14 protein-coding genes are annotated in these 15,757 nt (G+C 59.7%); 9 read left to right on the top strand and 5 right to left on the bottom strand.

The window, feature by feature from the left end:
• Positions 1-6 precede the first annotated feature (6 nt).
• The 9 genes from nuoI (at position 7) to CFR71_RS11265 (ending at position 9,621) form a co-directional block, all read left to right on the top strand.
• The gene (nuoI, locus tag CFR71_RS11310; protein WP_110531229.1) at positions 7-519 is read left to right on the top strand and encodes an NADH-quinone oxidoreductase subunit NuoI; all 513 of its coding nucleotides are present in this window, start codon (positions 7-9) and stop codon (positions 517-519) included.
• 5 nt (positions 520-524) lie between these two features.
• Entirely contained in the window at positions 525-1,028 is a 504-nt protein-coding gene (nuoJ, locus tag CFR71_RS11305; RefSeq protein WP_110531157.1) for an NADH-quinone oxidoreductase subunit J, read from the top strand.
• A gap of 1 nt (position 1,029) precedes the next feature.
• Positions 1,030-1,353 (top strand): NADH-quinone oxidoreductase subunit NuoK, encoded by a 324-nt coding sequence (gene nuoK / locus CFR71_RS11300; RefSeq protein ID WP_110531155.1) that lies wholly within the window; start codon positions 1,030-1,032, stop codon positions 1,351-1,353.
• A complete protein-coding gene (nuoL, locus tag CFR71_RS11295; RefSeq protein WP_110531227.1) occupies positions 1,346-3,244 on the top strand; it encodes an NADH-quinone oxidoreductase subunit L in 1,899 nt (632 codons plus the stop codon). Before nuoK ends, nuoL begins: the two co-directional genes overlap by 8 nt.
• The gene (locus CFR71_RS11290) at positions 3,241-4,752 is read left to right on the top strand and encodes a complex I subunit 4 family protein (RefSeq protein ID WP_110531153.1); all 1,512 of its coding nucleotides are present in this window, start codon (positions 3,241-3,243) and stop codon (positions 4,750-4,752) included. The genes nuoL and CFR71_RS11290 overlap by 4 nt, the downstream gene beginning before the upstream one ends.
• A complete protein-coding gene (locus CFR71_RS11285) occupies positions 4,749-6,203 on the top strand; it encodes an NADH-quinone oxidoreductase subunit N (RefSeq protein ID WP_110531151.1) in 1,455 nt (484 codons plus the stop codon). The genes CFR71_RS11290 and CFR71_RS11285 overlap by 4 nt, the downstream gene beginning before the upstream one ends.
• Before the next feature lie 42 nt (positions 6,204-6,245).
• Complete coding sequence (locus CFR71_RS11280) at positions 6,246-6,746, top strand: CBS domain-containing protein (protein ID WP_110531149.1); 501 nt, start codon at positions 6,246-6,248, stop codon at positions 6,744-6,746.
• Between the two features lie 529 nt (positions 6,747-7,275).
• Positions 7,276-8,352, top strand: a complete 1,077-nt coding sequence (locus tag CFR71_RS11270; RefSeq protein WP_110531145.1) for an alpha/beta fold hydrolase — start codon at positions 7,276-7,278, stop codon at positions 8,350-8,352.
• A 39-nt stretch (positions 8,353-8,391) separates the two neighbouring features.
• Positions 8,392-9,621 carry an MFS transporter gene (locus CFR71_RS11265; protein ID WP_239020382.1) on the top strand — a complete coding sequence of 410 codons (1,230 nt, stop codon included), beginning with the start codon at positions 8,392-8,394 and terminating at the stop codon, positions 9,619-9,621.
• 135 nt (positions 9,622-9,756) lie between these two features.
• Here the strand turns inward: CFR71_RS11265 and CFR71_RS11260 are convergent, their stop codons facing one another.
• The 5 genes from CFR71_RS11260 to CFR71_RS11240 all read right to left on the bottom strand — a co-directional run bounded on the left by CFR71_RS11260 (position 9,757) and on the right by CFR71_RS11240 (position 15,644).
• Positions 9,757-10,995, bottom strand: coding sequence for a cupin domain-containing protein (locus CFR71_RS11260; RefSeq protein WP_110531143.1), 1,239 nt, complete (start codon positions 10,993-10,995; stop codon positions 9,757-9,759).
• 273 nt (positions 10,996-11,268) lie between these two features.
• The gene (locus CFR71_RS11255; protein ID WP_239020381.1) at positions 11,269-11,916 is read right to left on the bottom strand and encodes a GlcG/HbpS family heme-binding protein; all 648 of its coding nucleotides are present in this window, start codon (positions 11,914-11,916) and stop codon (positions 11,269-11,271) included.
• 3 nt (positions 11,917-11,919) lie between these two features.
• The gene (locus CFR71_RS11250; protein ID WP_239020380.1) at positions 11,920-13,251 is read right to left on the bottom strand and encodes a c-type cytochrome; all 1,332 of its coding nucleotides are present in this window, start codon (positions 13,249-13,251) and stop codon (positions 11,920-11,922) included.
• 10 nt (positions 13,252-13,261) lie between these two features.
• Positions 13,262-15,040 carry a GMC family oxidoreductase gene (locus CFR71_RS11245; protein ID WP_110531142.1) on the bottom strand — a complete coding sequence of 593 codons (1,779 nt, stop codon included), beginning with the start codon at positions 15,038-15,040 and terminating at the stop codon, positions 13,262-13,264.
• 4 nt (positions 15,041-15,044) lie between these two features.
• Positions 15,045-15,644: a gluconate 2-dehydrogenase subunit 3 family protein gene (locus CFR71_RS11240; RefSeq protein ID WP_207781374.1), complete on the bottom strand. Its 600-nt coding sequence runs from the start codon at positions 15,642-15,644 to the stop codon at positions 15,045-15,047.
• Positions 15,645-15,757: the final 113 nt, after the last annotated feature.

The following is a 15,757-nucleotide window of genomic DNA, read 5'->3' as shown; positions in this document are numbered from 1 at the left end:
CTGTCCATGTTCGATACACTGCGCACCCTTCTGCTGACGGCGCTGCATGCCTTTCACCGACGCGCGACCGTACAGTATCCCGAACAGAAACCATACCTGCCGCCGCGTTATCGCGGACGCATCATCCTGTCGCGCGATCCCGACGGGGGGGAACGGTGCGTGGCGTGCAACCTGTGCACCGTCGCCTGTCCCGTGGACTGCATAAGCCTGCAGAAGGCCGAGGCCGATGGCAGGTGGTATCCGCAATATTTCCGGATCAATTTCTCCCGCTGCATTTTCTGCGGCTTTTGCGAGGAAGCCTGCCCCACCTATGCCATACAGCTGACGCCCGATTTTGAAATGGGCGAATATGCGCGTCCCAACCTTGTCTATGAAAAGGAAGACCTGCTGATCAGCGGGACCGGGAAATACCCCGATTACAGTTTCCACCATGTTTCGGGCGTTCCCATTCCCGGCAAGCCGCGTGGCGCGTCCGAACGCGAACGCCCGCCGGTCGACCTCCATTCCCTGCTGCCATAGCCATCATGCACGCCCTGGCCCTCCTTGCCGCAGGCGTCAGCGTCGTGGCGGCCATCATGGTCATAACCCGGCGGGTGGCCGTGCATGCGGTGCTGTACCTGGTGGTGACGCTGCTGGCGCTGGCGGTCGTGCTTGTCATGCTGGGCGCGTCATTCGCGGCGATGCTGGAAATCATCATCTATGCCGGCGCGATCATGGTGCTGTTCGTCTTCGTCATCATGATGCTCAATCTGGGCCAGCCGGACAGCGCGCGTGAAAAGGAATGGCTGCGCCCGCGCGCCTGGCGGGGACCGGCGATCCTTGCGGCCATTGTCTGTGCGGAGCTCCTTTATTGCCTCGGCCCATTTCCCGGGGTCCAGACGCGCCCTTCCGCCGCCATTACGGCGCATGACGTGGGGCTCGGCCTGTTCGGGCGCTATGTGCTGATGGTCGAACTGGTGTCATTCCTGCTGCTGGCCGGACTGGTCTCCGCCTTTCATATCGGGCGCAGCAGGGCGGGACATTACTGACATGGACCCATTTTCCTTCAATGACACGCTGCTGCTGGCGACCATCCTGTTTTCGATCGGGCTGGCGGGCGTTCTGGTCCGGCGCAACATGGTGTTCATGCTGATGTCGCTGGACATCATGCTCAACGCCACGGCCCTTGTCTTCGTGGGCGCGGGCGCGCGCTGGCATGATGCGACGGGACAGGTGATGTTCCTGATGATCCTTGCCCTGGCCGCCGTGGAAACGGCGGTGGGGCTTGCCATCATCCTGTGCCTGCATGCGCGGGGCCGCCCGACGCTGGACGCCGATGGCGGCAACCTTCTGCGGGGGGCGGAACATGGGTGAAATCCTTCTTCCCCTTCTGGTCCTCTGCCCGCTTGCGGCGTCGCTGATCGCATTCGCCTGCGCCGGGCGTGTGGGCGCGGGTGGCATCGGGGCAATTGCCTGCGCCGGGGTGGGGATTTCCGCCGTCCTTGGCGTCGTCGTGTCCGCCATCCTCCTGCGCGGCCCCGCGACGGGGGCATTGCAGGTGATGCTGTGGCCATGGATGCGCGTTGCGGGATTTTCGGCGGACATCGCCTTCATGCTGGACCGGATTTCCATGCTCATGATCCTTGTCGTCACGATCGTGGGCCTGCTGATCCATGTCTATGCCGCGGGTTACATGCGCGACGATCCGGGGATCGCGCGCTTTTTCGGCTGCATGACGCTGTTTGTCGCCGCCATGCTGGTCCTGGTGCTGTCATCCGACCTGCTGTGCCTGTTCATCGGGTGGGAGGGGGTCGGGCTGTGTTCCTACCTGCTGATCGGGTTCTGGTATGACAATCCCGCCAATACCGCCGCCGCGCGCAAGGCATTTTACATGACGCGGATGGGGGATGTGGCACTGCTGTGCGCGATGCTGCTTCTGGCGGGTGCGACGGGTTCGCTGCGCATCGGGACCGTGCTGGCGGCGGTCGCGAATGGGCAGGTTTCCTCCACCGGGGTCAATATGGCGGCATTTTTCATACTGGTGGGGGCGCTTGCCAAATCGGCGCAGATCCCGTTCCAGGCATGGCTGCCGGACGCCATGGCGGGGCCGACGCCGACCTCCGCCCTGATCCACGCGGCCACGATGGTGACGGCGGGCGTCTATCTGATCGCGCGGCTGCATGGCCTGTTCGCCATGGCGGTACCCGTCATGGCGCTTATGGCCGCGCTGGGGGCGCTGACGCTGCTGATGGGGGCCTGCATGGCGCTGGCGCAGTCCGACCTCAAGCGTATCCTTGCATGGTCCACGATCAGCCAGCTTGGCTACATGTTCCTTGCCCTTGGGTGCGGGGCATGGCAGGCGGCGCTGTTTCACCTGATGACCCACGCATTTTTCAAGGCGCTGCTTTTCCTGAGCGCGGGCGCCGTCATCATGCGCGCCCGGCATGAACAGGATATCTTCCGCCTGGGCGGCCTGCGCCATGCCATGCCGGGACTGACTGCCGCCTTTGTCACGGGGGCGTCCGCGCTGGCCGGCCTGCCTCTGGTGACTGCCGGGTTCTACAGCAAGGAAATGATCCTGTCGGGCGTATGGCGCGCCCATTTCGGCCTGACGCATGGTTGGGGCGCAGGTGGCCATCCGTTATGGGGGATCGGACTGCTGGGGGCCTTCCTGACCGCGCTTTATATTTTCCGCTGCGTCTTCATCGTCTTTTGCGGGAAGGCGGAAACCGCGGCAACGGGCCGGACATCGCGCCTGATAAGCATTCCCCTTGGCTATCTGTGCGTTCTCTCCGTTTGTGGGGGCATGATCGAAATACCTGCCCCGCTTCCTCGTCCCCACCTGTTCAGCGCCTTTATTGACCCTGCGTCATTGCTGCCGCATGTGGACGAACCGTTCTGGCCCGTGCTGGCGGGCGCGGCCGCCCCCCTTGCCGGAGTGTGGGCCGCATGGGTGCTGTGGGGACGGTCCGCGTCTGTCATGCGCGACATGCCCGGACGGCCCATGCGTCTGCTGGCGTGGCTGGCGCAACATGCCATCCCCGGGCGCGCCATCATGGGAACCGGGCGGATGACGCAGGTGACCAGCACCCTTATTTTCAGGGCGCGGACGGGTTTTCTGGACATGCTGGGCGTATGGGCGGGTCGGTCTGCCGGTCGGGCGGGCCGCCTGCTGGAGCGGTTGCACGACGGTCGCATGCGGCGGTACGCGGCATGGATCGCAGGCGGGCTGTGCGCGGGCCTTGCCTTGGCGGTCCTGTCATGAACCCCCTGCCCGTCCTTGTGCTGCTGCCCGTCACGGGCGGGGGACTGGCATGGCTTGCCGCGCGCATCCGGCCGCATTCCGGCCGCCCGTCCGCGCGCGATGCGTCATGGTGGACGGTGCTTGCGACCCTGATCGGGGAAACGCTGGTACTGGCGATGGTCACATTCCGTCACACGGACCATGCCGGGCCGTGGCTGGAACACTTTGCCGCGCCGTGGATCCCGGTCATGGGAATTGCATTCAGGCTGGACATTGACGGGCTTTCGCTGTCGATGATCTGGCTTTCGCTTGTCCTGTGCTTTCTGTGCGCATTCCTTGTCCCCCGGCAGGACACAACCGGGGCCGGGACGTTTCATTTCCTGTTCCTTGCGACCCTTACGGGCATTATCGGGACATTCCTTGCCACTGACCTGTTCCTGTTTTTCTTTTTCTGGGAACTGATGCTGGTGCCGATGTTCGTGCTGATTGCCACATGGGGGCATGAGGACAGGCAGCGCGCCGCCATGAAGTTCTTCATGTTCACGCAGGGCAGCGGGCTGGTCATGCTGCTTTCCATCCTTGGGCTGGTCATGGCGCATTACCGGGCGACCGGCGTGCTGACATTCGATTACTTCACGCTGTCGCGCACACCGCTGTCCCCTGCCCTGTCCATGCTGCTGATGCTGGGATTCTTCATCGCCTTTGCCGTCAAGCTGCCTGTCGTGCCGGTCCATGTCTGGCTGCCTGACGCCCACACGCAGGCGCCGACAGCGGCCAGCGTGCTGCTGGCGGGCATCATGCTCAAGACCGGGGGGTATGGCATGATCCGCTTCGATGTCATGCTGTTTCCCGATGCGGCCAGCCGTTTCGCGCCCGTCGCCATGGCGCTTGGCGTCGTCGGGATCCTGTACGGGGCGTGGATGTCGTGCATGCAGGACGATGTCAAGCGCCTGATCGCCTATGGCAGTATCAGCCATATGGGTTTCGTGCTGTCTGGCATCTTTGACGGTTCAGCCATGGGGATGCAGGGGGCGATCGTGCAGATGCTGGCCCACGGGCTGGGCACGGGCGCGCTTTTCCTGATCGCGGGCGCCATTCAGGACCGGCTGCACACGCGCGACATGCGCCGCATTGGCGGGTTGTGGGCCGCCATGCCGCGCCTGTCCGGAACGGGTCTGTTCTTTGCCGTGGCGTCGCTCGGCATGCCGGGACTGGGTAACTTCGTCGGGGAATTCCTTGTCCTGCTGGCAATATGGCATGCCAGTCCCGTCATCGCGACGCTGGCGGCCACCGGGCTGATCCTGGCAGCCATCTATGCACTCAGGATGGTCAATCGCATATTCCTTGCGGCGCCACGGGCCGACCTTCGCCCCGTACGAGACTTTCCGGCACGGCAGATGGCGGTTTTCGCCTGCGTCATGGCCTTCATGATCGTGCTGGGCCTTTATCCGCAGCCTTTCATGGCGTTTTCCACCCCCGCCCCCCTGTCCGTTACGGCCATGCCCCGCCCGGAAGGTTCCGCGCCATGACCGGGCATGATCTTTTCCTGCCCACGCCATTTCTGGTGATCTGCGCGGGACTCATGGTCATGCTTGCTGTAACGGCGTGGCGACGGTCGGTGGGGCGGAGTTTTTCATGCGCGGTGGGGACACTGCTGCTGGTAATTGCAACCGTGGGGCGGCATGTAGGCACGCTGCCTGAGGATGGTGGCAGCCTGTTCATCCAGGATCAGTGGACGACCTGTACGGCCATCCTGATCGTATTTTCCAGCCTGTGCATCCTGCTGATGTCATGGTGCGATGCAATGCATGACAGGGACGCACCGGTGGACGAATATCCCCTGTTGCTCATGCTGGGCACGCTTGGCGCGCTGAGCATGGTATTCAGCGTGAATTACATGCCTTTTTTCCTTGGACTGGAAATACTGGGCATCTCCCTCATGGGGCTTGTGGCCTTTGGGCGTCGCCCCGCCATGGCGGGGCATGAAGCGGCGATGAAATACCTGATCCTGTCGGGGGTGTCTTCGGCCATTCTTCTGTTCGGCATTGGCCTGGCCTATGGCGTTACGGGATCGCTGCGGTTCATGCCACCCGTGGCGGGTAGGGATGTGCCGACCGCGTTGTCCGTTGTCGCGACGGTCATGATCCTTGTCGGCATGTTCTTCAAACTTTCCACTGTTCCCTTTCATATGTGGTTGCCCGACGTGATGGAGGGCGCGCCTGTTCCTGTTGCGGCGTTTGTGGCCGTTGTCTCGAAAATCGCGATCTTTTCTTCACTTGTGCGCTATTTCGGGACGGGGGAGCAGCCGGTATTCGTCAATGACATCCTGTATGTCGTCATTGTCCTGACCATCATGGGGGGCAACCTGCTTGCATTGCGTCAGGTCAGCCTCACACGCCTTATGGCATGTTCGTCCATTGCGCATGTAGGGTATCTTCTGATCGCCTTTATTTGTCCCGGCCATCTGCAGTCACGGGCCATAACGATTTATCTTGCGGCCTATACCGCCAGTACACTGGGCGTATTTGCGGTCATGACCGCCTTTGCCACCACGGCCGGGCCGGATGGCACGGTGATCGCACAGTGGAAGGGACTGTTTTTCAGCCACCCTTTCCTGGCGTCGGCCATGTCGCTCATGCTGCTGTCGCTTGCAGGAATTCCACCAGGGATCGGATTTTTTGCAAAGTTCGAGGTTGCAGCGACCGGGGTCGAACACCAGCGCGGCGTGCTGCTGTGTGTCCTTGTGATCGGCAGTATCATCGGGCTGTATTATTACCTGAACATTATCCGCGTCATGATGTCGGTCCCATCGTTGCCACCCGTCCGCGTGACACGGCACGTTCGCCCGGAACTGACGGCCCTTGTCATCGTTCTGACCATAATCGTGGTGATCGGGGGACTTTTTCCCGCCCGCGCCCTCCATCCGTTTCTTCCCTCCCCTGCCGTTGCGTCCGGAATGCGGGATGGAACGGTGCATTGACGGGACCAATTTCGATTATCCGAACATGAAAAGGATTTTCCCATGTCCTCTCGTGTCTTTCACATTCTGGCGCAAAAAGGAGGCACGGTCATTACCGTCAGCGCAGATGATCCCATTCTGGATGTCGCGACCACGCTGGCGCGACACAATATCGGCGGCGCCCCCGTTCTTGGCCCGGACGCGCAACTGCTTGGCCTTGTATCGGAAAAGGGGATCGTCCATGCCTTATCCCAGCGCGGCGCGGACATCGTGACCCTGAAGGCGAAGGATGTCATGACAAGGGATATGCCGACCGCGACCCCCGACGACAGCATTTATGACGTTGCCTGCCGCATGACATATTCCCGTAACCGGCATGTGCCCGTCATGGAAAACGCGAAGCTCGTCGGGCTGGTCAGTATTGGCGATATCGTCAAGCTGCGCGCTGAAAATGCCGAACAGGAAGCACGTGAGCTGCAGAATTACGTGACTGGCACCGATCACGCGGCCGTTCAGTTTCCCAATGACGCACCGCCCATGCCAGCCGGGGGCAAGGAAGGCTGACCTGCCAGTCGGCACCTTCACCGCAATGCCTTGCGAAGGCGTACAACTACACATTCATGCAGCATGGATTTTAACTTTCTCATCCAAGATGACTGTTTAAAAAGGTTGATCAGGCAACACACTGGAATGATGAAAAGTTTTTGGTGAAGCTTTTTATAAAAAGCTTCGAAAGACGTCGCCTTTTTGAAAAAAGGCGCCACCCAAAAACTTTTGTTATTTTTTATCTTCAGGTTATCTTCACACAGTCTCGACACATGCGCGTGCCGTTTTCAAAGGTTGCCTTGTCAAAAATTTCCTTTCCTGACTTTCGGAACGAAAACCTGCGGCGCGCCTCGCAATAAGCGGACCACCTCCATGCCATCCGGCCGTTATGATCACGGAACATTTCATGAGGGGACTGTCGACATCCGTTCCTTTATTTGACACCATTGGATTCAGGCATCCCCTTTCTCCATGACAGGCATGTCTGCCGTGCCGTCCGTTCCGATCCCATTGAAATACGGTAAATCACAATAACGGGAGAACGCAATTGAGGCTGAGACATCTTGCAGTCCTGGCAGGCTGCATCCTGTCCATTCCCGCGCTGGCCCGGGGGATGCCACCAACACACGACGGCACCGTAGCGCTTGATCATTACCAACTGGAAGATGGGGAAACGCTGGCGCCCGTCCGGTTGCATTACCTGACAACCGGCACGCCAATACGCGACAGGGACGGCCATATCACCAATGCCGTGCTGATCCTGCATGGAACGGTGGGCACGGCGCATGAACCGCTGTCGCCATCCGGACTGGCCGGGCTTTTCGCACCGGGCAAGCCCCTTGATGCCCGGCATTTCTATATCGTGGCCCCGGATGGGCTGGGTGCCGGTGATTCCACGAAACCCTCCGACGGTCTGTGCGATGCGTTCCCGCATTACGGCTATCTCGATCAGCTGGCCCTCGACAGGGAGATGCTGGCGCGGATCGGAATCGTGCATGAAAAGCTTGTCCTGGGCACGTCGATGGGCGGCATGCAGGTCTGGCAGTGGGCGGAGCGTTATCCAGCGGACAGTGACGCCCTGGTCGCCGTATCTTCATCGCCCGCCGCAGTCAGCGGTCGCAACATGCTGTGGCGGCAGATGATCATGGAGGCGATCACACATGATCCGGACTGGAACAAAGGACATCCTGACCCGGCGCGTCCGCCGCATCTGTGGCTCTATACGGCCTCGCCCCTGTTCGCGCTGATGACCAGCAACGCGCAGCGCCTTCAGGCCGCGATCCCCGACCGGAAAGATGCCGCCCCCTTTGAAAGGGCTGCGATCGACAGGCAGGCACACGCGCTGAATGCCTGCGATATCCTGCGCCAGTTCCAGAGTTCGGATGATTACGATCCCCGGCCCGGATCGGACCGGATCACCGCGCCCGTCCTGGCGGTCAATTTCGCGGATGACATGCTGAACCCGCCTGAACTGCTGCACCTTCCGTCCCGGGCGAATGTTCACGAACTGATGATCCGCGATCCGTCGCAGCTTTACGGGCACATGACCATGATGCACACGGATGTCTGGGAAGCCGGGCTGAAGGCGTTCTTGCTTACGGTTCCGGGCTGGCCCACGGACTGATTACCAATGGTGGCACAATGAGATCGACAGGATAAAACCGTGAAACAGGACATGCCGGCACGCGATCCGTTCCGTTTATCCCCGACGATGACAGGCATTTTCGCCACCGTCTGCGGCCTGACGGTGGCAAATATCTACTACGCCCAGGCCCTGATCGGGCCGATCACCCATGACCTTGCGATTTCGCCTGAATGGGCCGGGATCATCGTGACGCTGACCCAGCTGGGATATGGCGCCGGACTGTTCCTGATCGTCCCGCTTTCCGACCGGTCGGATAACCGGCGGCTCATTCTCCTGACGATGGGCGGCCTTGTGCTCAGTCTTGCCGGGGCGGCGCTCAGCCCATCCGTGGCACTCTTCATGCTGTGTTCTGTCGCGGTCGGCCTGTGTTCCGTGGGGTCGCAGATCCTGCTGCCGCTGGCGACGCATTTCGTGCCGCCCGCACAGCGCGGGCGCGTCATCGGCAACATCATGGGCGGCCTGATCACCGGGATCATGTTCTCCCGCCCTCTGGCCAATGCCATTGCGGCGGCATTTGGCTGGCGTGCCGTTTTCTGGATTTCGACGGTTACGATGGCGATGACATGCGGCGTCCTGTGGCGCGTGCTGCCGGATTACATGCCGGAACACCGCATGCGTTACCGGACCCTGCTGTGGTCCATCGGGCATCTGCTGGTCGAATATGCGCCGTTGCGACGACGCATTGCATATCACGGCATCCTGTTCGCGGTATTCAACATGTTCTGGACGGCGGCCCCGTTGATGCTGCATGCGCGTTTTGGCCTGGGGCAGAGCGGGATCGCCCTTTTCGCGCTGGCGGGGGCCGGGGGCGCGCTGGCCGCCCCCCTGGCCGGGCGGCTGGCGGATGCCGGCCATACACGGGTGGCGACATGGGGCGCGATGGGCATCGTCGGTCTGGCGTCACTTGCGTCCGGCTGGGCGGTCAATGGCGACTGGCTCGTCCTTCTTGCGGTCATGGCGATTCTTCTCGACGCTGGCGTGCAGACCAACCAGATCGTCAGCCAGCGCGTGATCTACAGCCTTGATGACAGGGCACGGGGCCGCCTGAATGCCGCCTACATGACGGCGGTGTTCCTCTGCGGGGCGGCGGGATCTTCTGGCGGGGCGGCCCTTTACAGCATCCGGGGATGGTGGGGCTTTGCCCTGGTCGCGGCACTGCTCTGTCTTGCCGCCCTGATGCTTTTCGCGGCGGAGATCCTGCTTGGCCATGAAAAACCGATTCCGCTGAAAACAGCCACAAAGCCCTGAGCCATGAAGTCCTGTCCCGCGATGACGGGGTGCGGGTAAGGACCGTTGCCGTGGGCATGTGTCACACCGGTCTGGCCTTACGTGCCCATATGCCGTGACCGATGCTGACATGCAGACAGGCAAGGATGATGCGCGTCAGGCAGGCATGAAATGCGGCTGGTTTGACGGGAACCGACGCACGACCTCCAGGGGCAGATTAAGCGTCTGCGCGACCATCTCGGGCGGAATATGCGTCAGCCAGTCGGACAGCGATACCTCCGCAAAGCGGTCGGATTTATAAATCGTGATCGCCTTGAAATCCGTATTCCCGGTATTTTCAAAATAATGGCCCAGGCTCTTTTTGATGTACCAGATATCTCCCGGCTTGAAGTCCGCCGTCTGGGCGCGTGGTCCGGTATTGAATACGGTCATCCTCGCCTGCCCTTCCAATACAAGCGCCCATTCATCCGCATTGGGATGCCAGTGCATTTCCCGCATTGCACCCGGCCTGACAAGTTCGATTGTCGCGGCAATCGTTTTCGAGATGGGGAAGTTACGGCTATCCGCGACCTGTGCCTGACCACCGCCATTGCGGGCGACCGGCATTGAATCCGACAGATGATAAACGACCTTCTGCCCCCCTGCCCGGACACCGGCATTTTTCTGGTCAACGGACAGATCCCCGGGAACCTTCCCCTGGAATATCCATCTGTTATCTACAGGGATATTCGCAAATACATCCTGTGGAACGCCGAAATTCTTTGCCAGGACTTCCGGTGGCGTATGGGCAATCCAGTCCGTAACCAGAAGGGTATTGAATTCCGAAGACATGCCATTATCGAAGGCAAGGACGAATTCCGCGCCATCCGGCCCAAGCCCCTGCAATGAATGGGGAAGACCTGCCGGGAAATACCAGACATCGCCCGCACGCACGTCCTCCACACTCGGGATTCCCTGTTCATCCAGCGTGGTGATCCGGCAGTTGCCAGCAATCATATAGGCCCATTCCGCCTGCTGGTGCCAATGCATTTCCCTGATGCCACCAGCGGACAGGCGCATGTTCACGCCCGCGATGTCCTCGGAAAGCGCGAAATCCTCCCGCGTGACCTCCCGTGCCCAGCCCCCGTCCTGATAGCGTTTGTGCGCATTGTTGAACGAGGCCCAGAATAACGGCATCCCGTTGACGTCAGTGGCCGGTGGATCCTGAAATGACGGAAACTGCGATTGCAGGGCAGGATTTTTTGGCCCCGGATCCGTCAGGCTGGAGGGCAGTCTTGCGTTGATTTTCCCTTCCTGTGGCCTGTCGGGATTTCCAAACGTCGCCGCGTTCGCCGCGCCCGCGAAACCCAATGCCCCCGCAACAGAAAGAAAGCCCCGGCGTTTAAGTGGGTCCATGGTAGCAAGACCTTCCCTGAATAAATTATGTATGATGAATGGGTTTCAGTCCAGATTTCGATACAAAACCAGAATATTCATAACATCATGCAATTATTTTAAATAAAATATAAAATACAAATCATATGGATGTGATATTTTTATTGTATATATTAAGATATATTCATGATTTTATGAAGCCATTCCCATACGGCAGGGTCCCATGCCCCGTTTCAGGACATGGGACCCCGGCAGAAACGGAAACATGTAATCCTATTCCGTTCCATGATTTCCCTATTTTATGGCAGCGAGCCCGGCCTGCGCGATCTGTTCATCGTGATCCGGCGTATCCACCGAGACACCGACCCCACCCACCAGCTGATCCCCGACAAAGATTGGCTCGCCGCCTTTCATCATGACAAAGCCACGGGCCGTGGCCAGAGCAGGACGTTTCCCTGCTATGGCGGCCTCAAGGACTGCTGTCGGGCGACGGAACATCACGGCAGACCTGGCTTTTTCCGGCGCCAGCTTTCCACTTGCACGCATATAGGCATTATCCATCCGGATCTGGACAATGACTTCCCCCGCGTCATCAACAACGGCAATGACGCCTGTCGCATGGATACGCTCGGCCTCCCCCTGCGCCGCTGCCGCGATGCGCTGGGCCACGGCCAGGGTCAGGACCGGACGCGTGGGAAGTTCTGGTGGGGCAGCCCAACTTTCCCAAATCGGGGTCATACAGAAAACCGCTGCCGCCGCCATGGTGCATCCCAAACGCGACATGCCTTTGCGGGCATCATGCTGTCGCGGCGTCAATCCTCGGCTCATGAAACGACGCAGTCCCGACATCCGGTATTTCTGGTCGCCTGTCATGGTCATCTTCCCTGCATGATCATCAAGGACATCTGGCAAACCAGCCTGATATGTGTTCATCGCCTTCATACCTTACAATGTTTTCTTTTCATTGGTGGGCGCAATGAGTTTCCGGAACTTTCCAACCTGTTCCGCATCGATGGAGGAGGCATGATTGCCCCAGCCTGAACGGATGAAGGTCAGGATATCCGCGACTTCCTGATCGGAAAGCCTGTCCCCGAAAGATGGCATCGTGTAATGCGTGGGCGCCACATGGGTACCGGGAATGGTGGCCCCTGTCAGCACGATATGAAGAAGTGAGGCAGGATCGGGATCATTCACAACCGGATTACCCGCAAGCGCCGGGAACGTATCCTCATACCCCATGCCAGAACTCCGGTGGCAGGCAGCGCAGTTATTGAGATAATCCAGGGCCCCGCGTTCGGTGACGTCCCCCCTGAAAAGGGCCTGCTTCACTGCCGGGTCATAGGAAAACTTCCGATTATCCGCTGGCGGTGGAAGTGTCTTCAGGAAATGTGCAATTGCACGCAGGTCGGCTTCGCTCATATGCTGCGTGCTCTGGTACACGACATCCGCCATACCACCGAAAACTGCGGAATGCTGGTTGCGCCCCGATTGCAGGAAGCGGACAATATCGTCCTCGTTCCATGAACCAAGTCCCACGATGTCACCACCGCGCAGGTTGCTTACGGTATAGTGGTCGATGCGGCTTCCGGCCAGGTAAGCGCTACCATCCTGTGGGGAGAATGCCTTCTGTTCCAGCGCGAAGCCACGCGGCGTATGGCAGGTGCCACAATGCCCGGCGCCTTCGACAAGGTAAGCACCACGATCCGCTAGGGCATCATGCTCGACCGCCGCGGATGGGACATTCGTGCCGGGGACGAACATCCAGCGCCACCATGCCAGCGGCCACCGCATCGACAGGGGCCATGAAATGGCAGGTGCGTTGTCCTGATGATGCACGGGTTTTACGCCCGACATGAAAAACGCATAAAGCGCATGCATGTCCGCGTCATCGATATGCCGAAAATCCGGATAGGGCATGGCGGGATAAAGCGTTTTCCCATCCTTGCGGATTCCGTGCCGGACCGCCTGTTCAAAATCCTCGTAACTGTAGGCACCGATGCCTGTCTGCCTGTCCGGCGTGATATTCGTGGAATATATTGTTCCAACCGGCGTGGCGAGAGGCAGGCCACCACTATAGGACGTGCTGCCAGGCACGGTATGACAGGCCATGCAGTCACCCAGCACGGCCACATACGCGCCATGTTCGATCAGCGCGGAATCCGCCTGGGCCGGCGTCTGTGCATGCCCCCGGCCTGCCGGCTGCAGCGCAAGCCCCATGGCCACAAGAAAGGCAACCCCGCCAAGGCGGGCCGCCGGTCTTCTGAATGTCGCTTTCATGACATTGTCCTCAGGCGGAAACCAGTGGGCCGGGTGATTTGAGATACTGTTCCCGGATGGCATGCGCGCCCATGTAGGTCAGTCCCCCGATCAGGCCTGTCGGGTTATACCCAAGGTTCTGCGGAAAGGCCGAAGCCCCGAACACGAACAGGTTCGATACATCCCAGCTCTGGCAGTAACGGTTGACGGCGCTGGTCTGCGGGTTGGCACCGGTAATGGCCCCGCCTGTGATATGTGTCGTCTGGTACTGGCGTGTATTGAAACGATCCCCGGGCCTGCGCATGGTAACCGTGTGCGATTTCGGGTTCATCTTCGCCACGATTTCAAGCGCGCGGTCCGTTACGAACCTGGTCATCCTGTATTCGTTTTCATGCCAGTCGAAGGTAATGCGCGCCAGCGGCTGGCCCAGCGCATTGCGATAGGTTGGATCGAGATCGACATAGGCATCGCGATAGGACATTACGGATGCATGCGTCTGGACACGTGTCGAATGGAGATAGGTCTCCTTCGCCGCCTTCTTCCATTTCGCGCCCCACGCTGGCGTGCCCGGCGGGACATTGAGCTGCTGCAGCGGCCGCCCACCCGTTGTGCCCCCCAGGATGTAGCCGCCCCCGACAAATCCATGCGGCGCATGGTCGAAATGATCCGCGTTGAATTCATCAATGATCTGCTGACCGCCCGCCCCGGCCCCGATAAAGGGATTGATCGCGGCATCTTTGTCAAAGAACAGGGCGGATTCACTCATCATCTGATAGGCGAAATTCTTGCCGATGACGCCCGTCCCCGTGCGGGGATCATAAGGCTTGCCAATCCCTGACAGCAGCAGCAGCCGCACATTGTTGATCTGGAACGAGGAAAGGATGACCAGATCCGCCGGCTGGATGACTTCCCTGCCTGCCGCATCGACATAGGTCACGCCTGTCGCGCGCTTTCCATCTGCGGACATGTTGATCTTTGTCACCGTGCTGTGGGTGCGCATCTCGAAATTCGATTTCTGCAGCAGCGCCGGCAGAATTGTCGTCTGCGGGGATGCCTTGGAATAAAGGTAACATCCATACCGTTCGCAGTATCCGCACAGGTTACATGGCCCCAACCGGACGCCATACGGATTGGTCCATGGCTGGGAGCAGTTGGCGGCGGGTTGCGGAAAAGGGGAATAGCCCAGTTGTTTCGCCGCAGCCGCAAAACGCAGCGCGCCTTCCGTATCGGGCAGCGGCGGCGTGGGATACCCGCGTGACCGCGGCCCTTCGAACGGATTGCCCCCGGCGATGATCTTTCCGCCGATATTGCCAGCCTGTCCCGAGGTCCCGCATAACCGTTCGAACTGGTCAAGATAGGGCTCCAGCTCATCATACGTTACGTCGTAATCCTGGATCGTCATATCTTCAGGAAGGAATTTCGCACCATAACGTTCGACATTATGACTGTAGAATTTCAGATCCTCCGGTGACGGACGATAATGCTGCCCGTTCCAGTGAACGCCAGCGCCCCCCACGTTATTGGGCAACAGAAAGGCATTAAGCTGTCGATACGGAACCGCCGTGCCATCGATCGCATGCCTGATGGTTACCGTATCCTTTGACAGTCTCTGGAACAGTTCGCCCCGGATACCATATTTCAGTTCATCGGCTGCCCTGGGATAGGTCCAGTCCGGCGAGGTATCGCGATAGGCGCCGCGTTCCAGCGCCACAACGGAAAGGCCGGAACTTGCAAGTTCCATGCTGAGGATCGAACCGGTCCATCCAAGACCGATGACCACCGCATCAACGGATTTCAGTGTTGTCGTCATGGGATTATGCTTTTTCGCCTTGTATGGAAACCGGTCCCAGCGGATAGACCCTGCCCGGCTGAAGCATCCAGTCGGCAAAGTCCGCGCGCGCACCGGGGAAACCGATCATTTTCCAGCTTCCCATATGGCGATTGCCGCCATACATCGGGTCAGAAAAGTAACCTTCTTTTGTATTCGCCAGTAACTGGATGAAAAATTCGGCAGGTTTCGCAATATGCGCAAGCGTGAGCGCGCCTGCCTGCAGTTTTTCAAGCACACTGTCCTGCGTTGCCGCATCCAGCCCGGCAAACACATGTCCGTGCATGTTCACGCATGCCTGATCAATATCCGCGATTGCGGCGCGATAAAATTCGCGCGGCGTGAACTGAAGCTGATACCCGAGGGTAAAATCCACGTCCGTTACGAATGGGCCGCTCATGTACCAGAATTCGCCATGACCGTAACCGCTTTCCATCTGTCGGTCGATGAATTCGGGAACGCCCAGCTCAACCGCCCCCGGCCCGTCTTCATTGGACGGAATAAGCCGGTCGGCAGCCGCATTGATGAACATCCATTCAGCGGCAGTAAAGAATGTTGGACGATAAGGCGTCTGCTGCCCCGGCACCGCCCAGGCCGTCGACGCGGAAATCTCACAGAAGGGTTGTACATCGGGTTAGATTATGAAAAAGTCTGTTTTGCACAAAAGAAATTTTCGTAAGCTATAAGAAAACCCGATGC

It is taken from the genome of Novacetimonas pomaceti (genome assembly GCF_003207955.1).
Taxonomy (GTDB): domain Bacteria; phylum Pseudomonadota; class Alphaproteobacteria; order Acetobacterales; family Acetobacteraceae; genus Novacetimonas; species Novacetimonas pomaceti.
This window is presented reverse-complemented; position numbering and strand designations above follow the sequence as displayed.

Bases quoted from the DNA above. Each gene is read 5' to 3' on its own strand.
- nuoK (WP_110531155.1), top strand. From the start codon at position 1,030: ATGGACCCATTTTCCTTCAATGACACGCTGCTGCTGGCGACCATCCTG.
- CFR71_RS11255 (WP_239020381.1), bottom strand. From the start codon at position 11,916: ATGAAGGCGATGAACACATATCAGGCTGGTTTGCCAGATGTCCTTGAT.
- CFR71_RS11285 (WP_110531151.1), top strand. From the start codon at position 4,749: ATGACCGGGCATGATCTTTTCCTGCCCACGCCATTTCTGGTGATCTGC.
- nuoJ (WP_110531157.1), top strand. From the start codon at position 525: ATGCACGCCCTGGCCCTCCTTGCCGCAGGCGTCAGCGTCGTGGCGGCC.
- CFR71_RS11250 (WP_239020380.1), bottom strand. From the start codon at position 13,251: ATGAAAGCGACATTCAGAAGACCGGCGGCCCGCCTTGGCGGGGTTGCC.
- CFR71_RS11245 (WP_110531142.1), bottom strand. From the start codon at position 15,040: ATGACGACAACACTGAAATCCGTTGATGCGGTGGTCATCGGTCTTGGA.
- CFR71_RS11280 (WP_110531149.1), top strand. From the start codon at position 6,246: ATGTCCTCTCGTGTCTTTCACATTCTGGCGCAAAAAGGAGGCACGGTC.
- nuoL (WP_110531227.1), top strand. From the start codon at position 1,346: ATGGGTGAAATCCTTCTTCCCCTTCTGGTCCTCTGCCCGCTTGCGGCG.
- CFR71_RS11260 (WP_110531143.1), bottom strand. From the start codon at position 10,995: ATGGACCCACTTAAACGCCGGGGCTTTCTTTCTGTTGCGGGGGCATTG.
- CFR71_RS11290 (WP_110531153.1), top strand. From the start codon at position 3,241: ATGAACCCCCTGCCCGTCCTTGTGCTGCTGCCCGTCACGGGCGGGGGA.
- nuoI (WP_110531229.1), top strand. From the start codon at position 7: ATGTTCGATACACTGCGCACCCTTCTGCTGACGGCGCTGCATGCCTTT.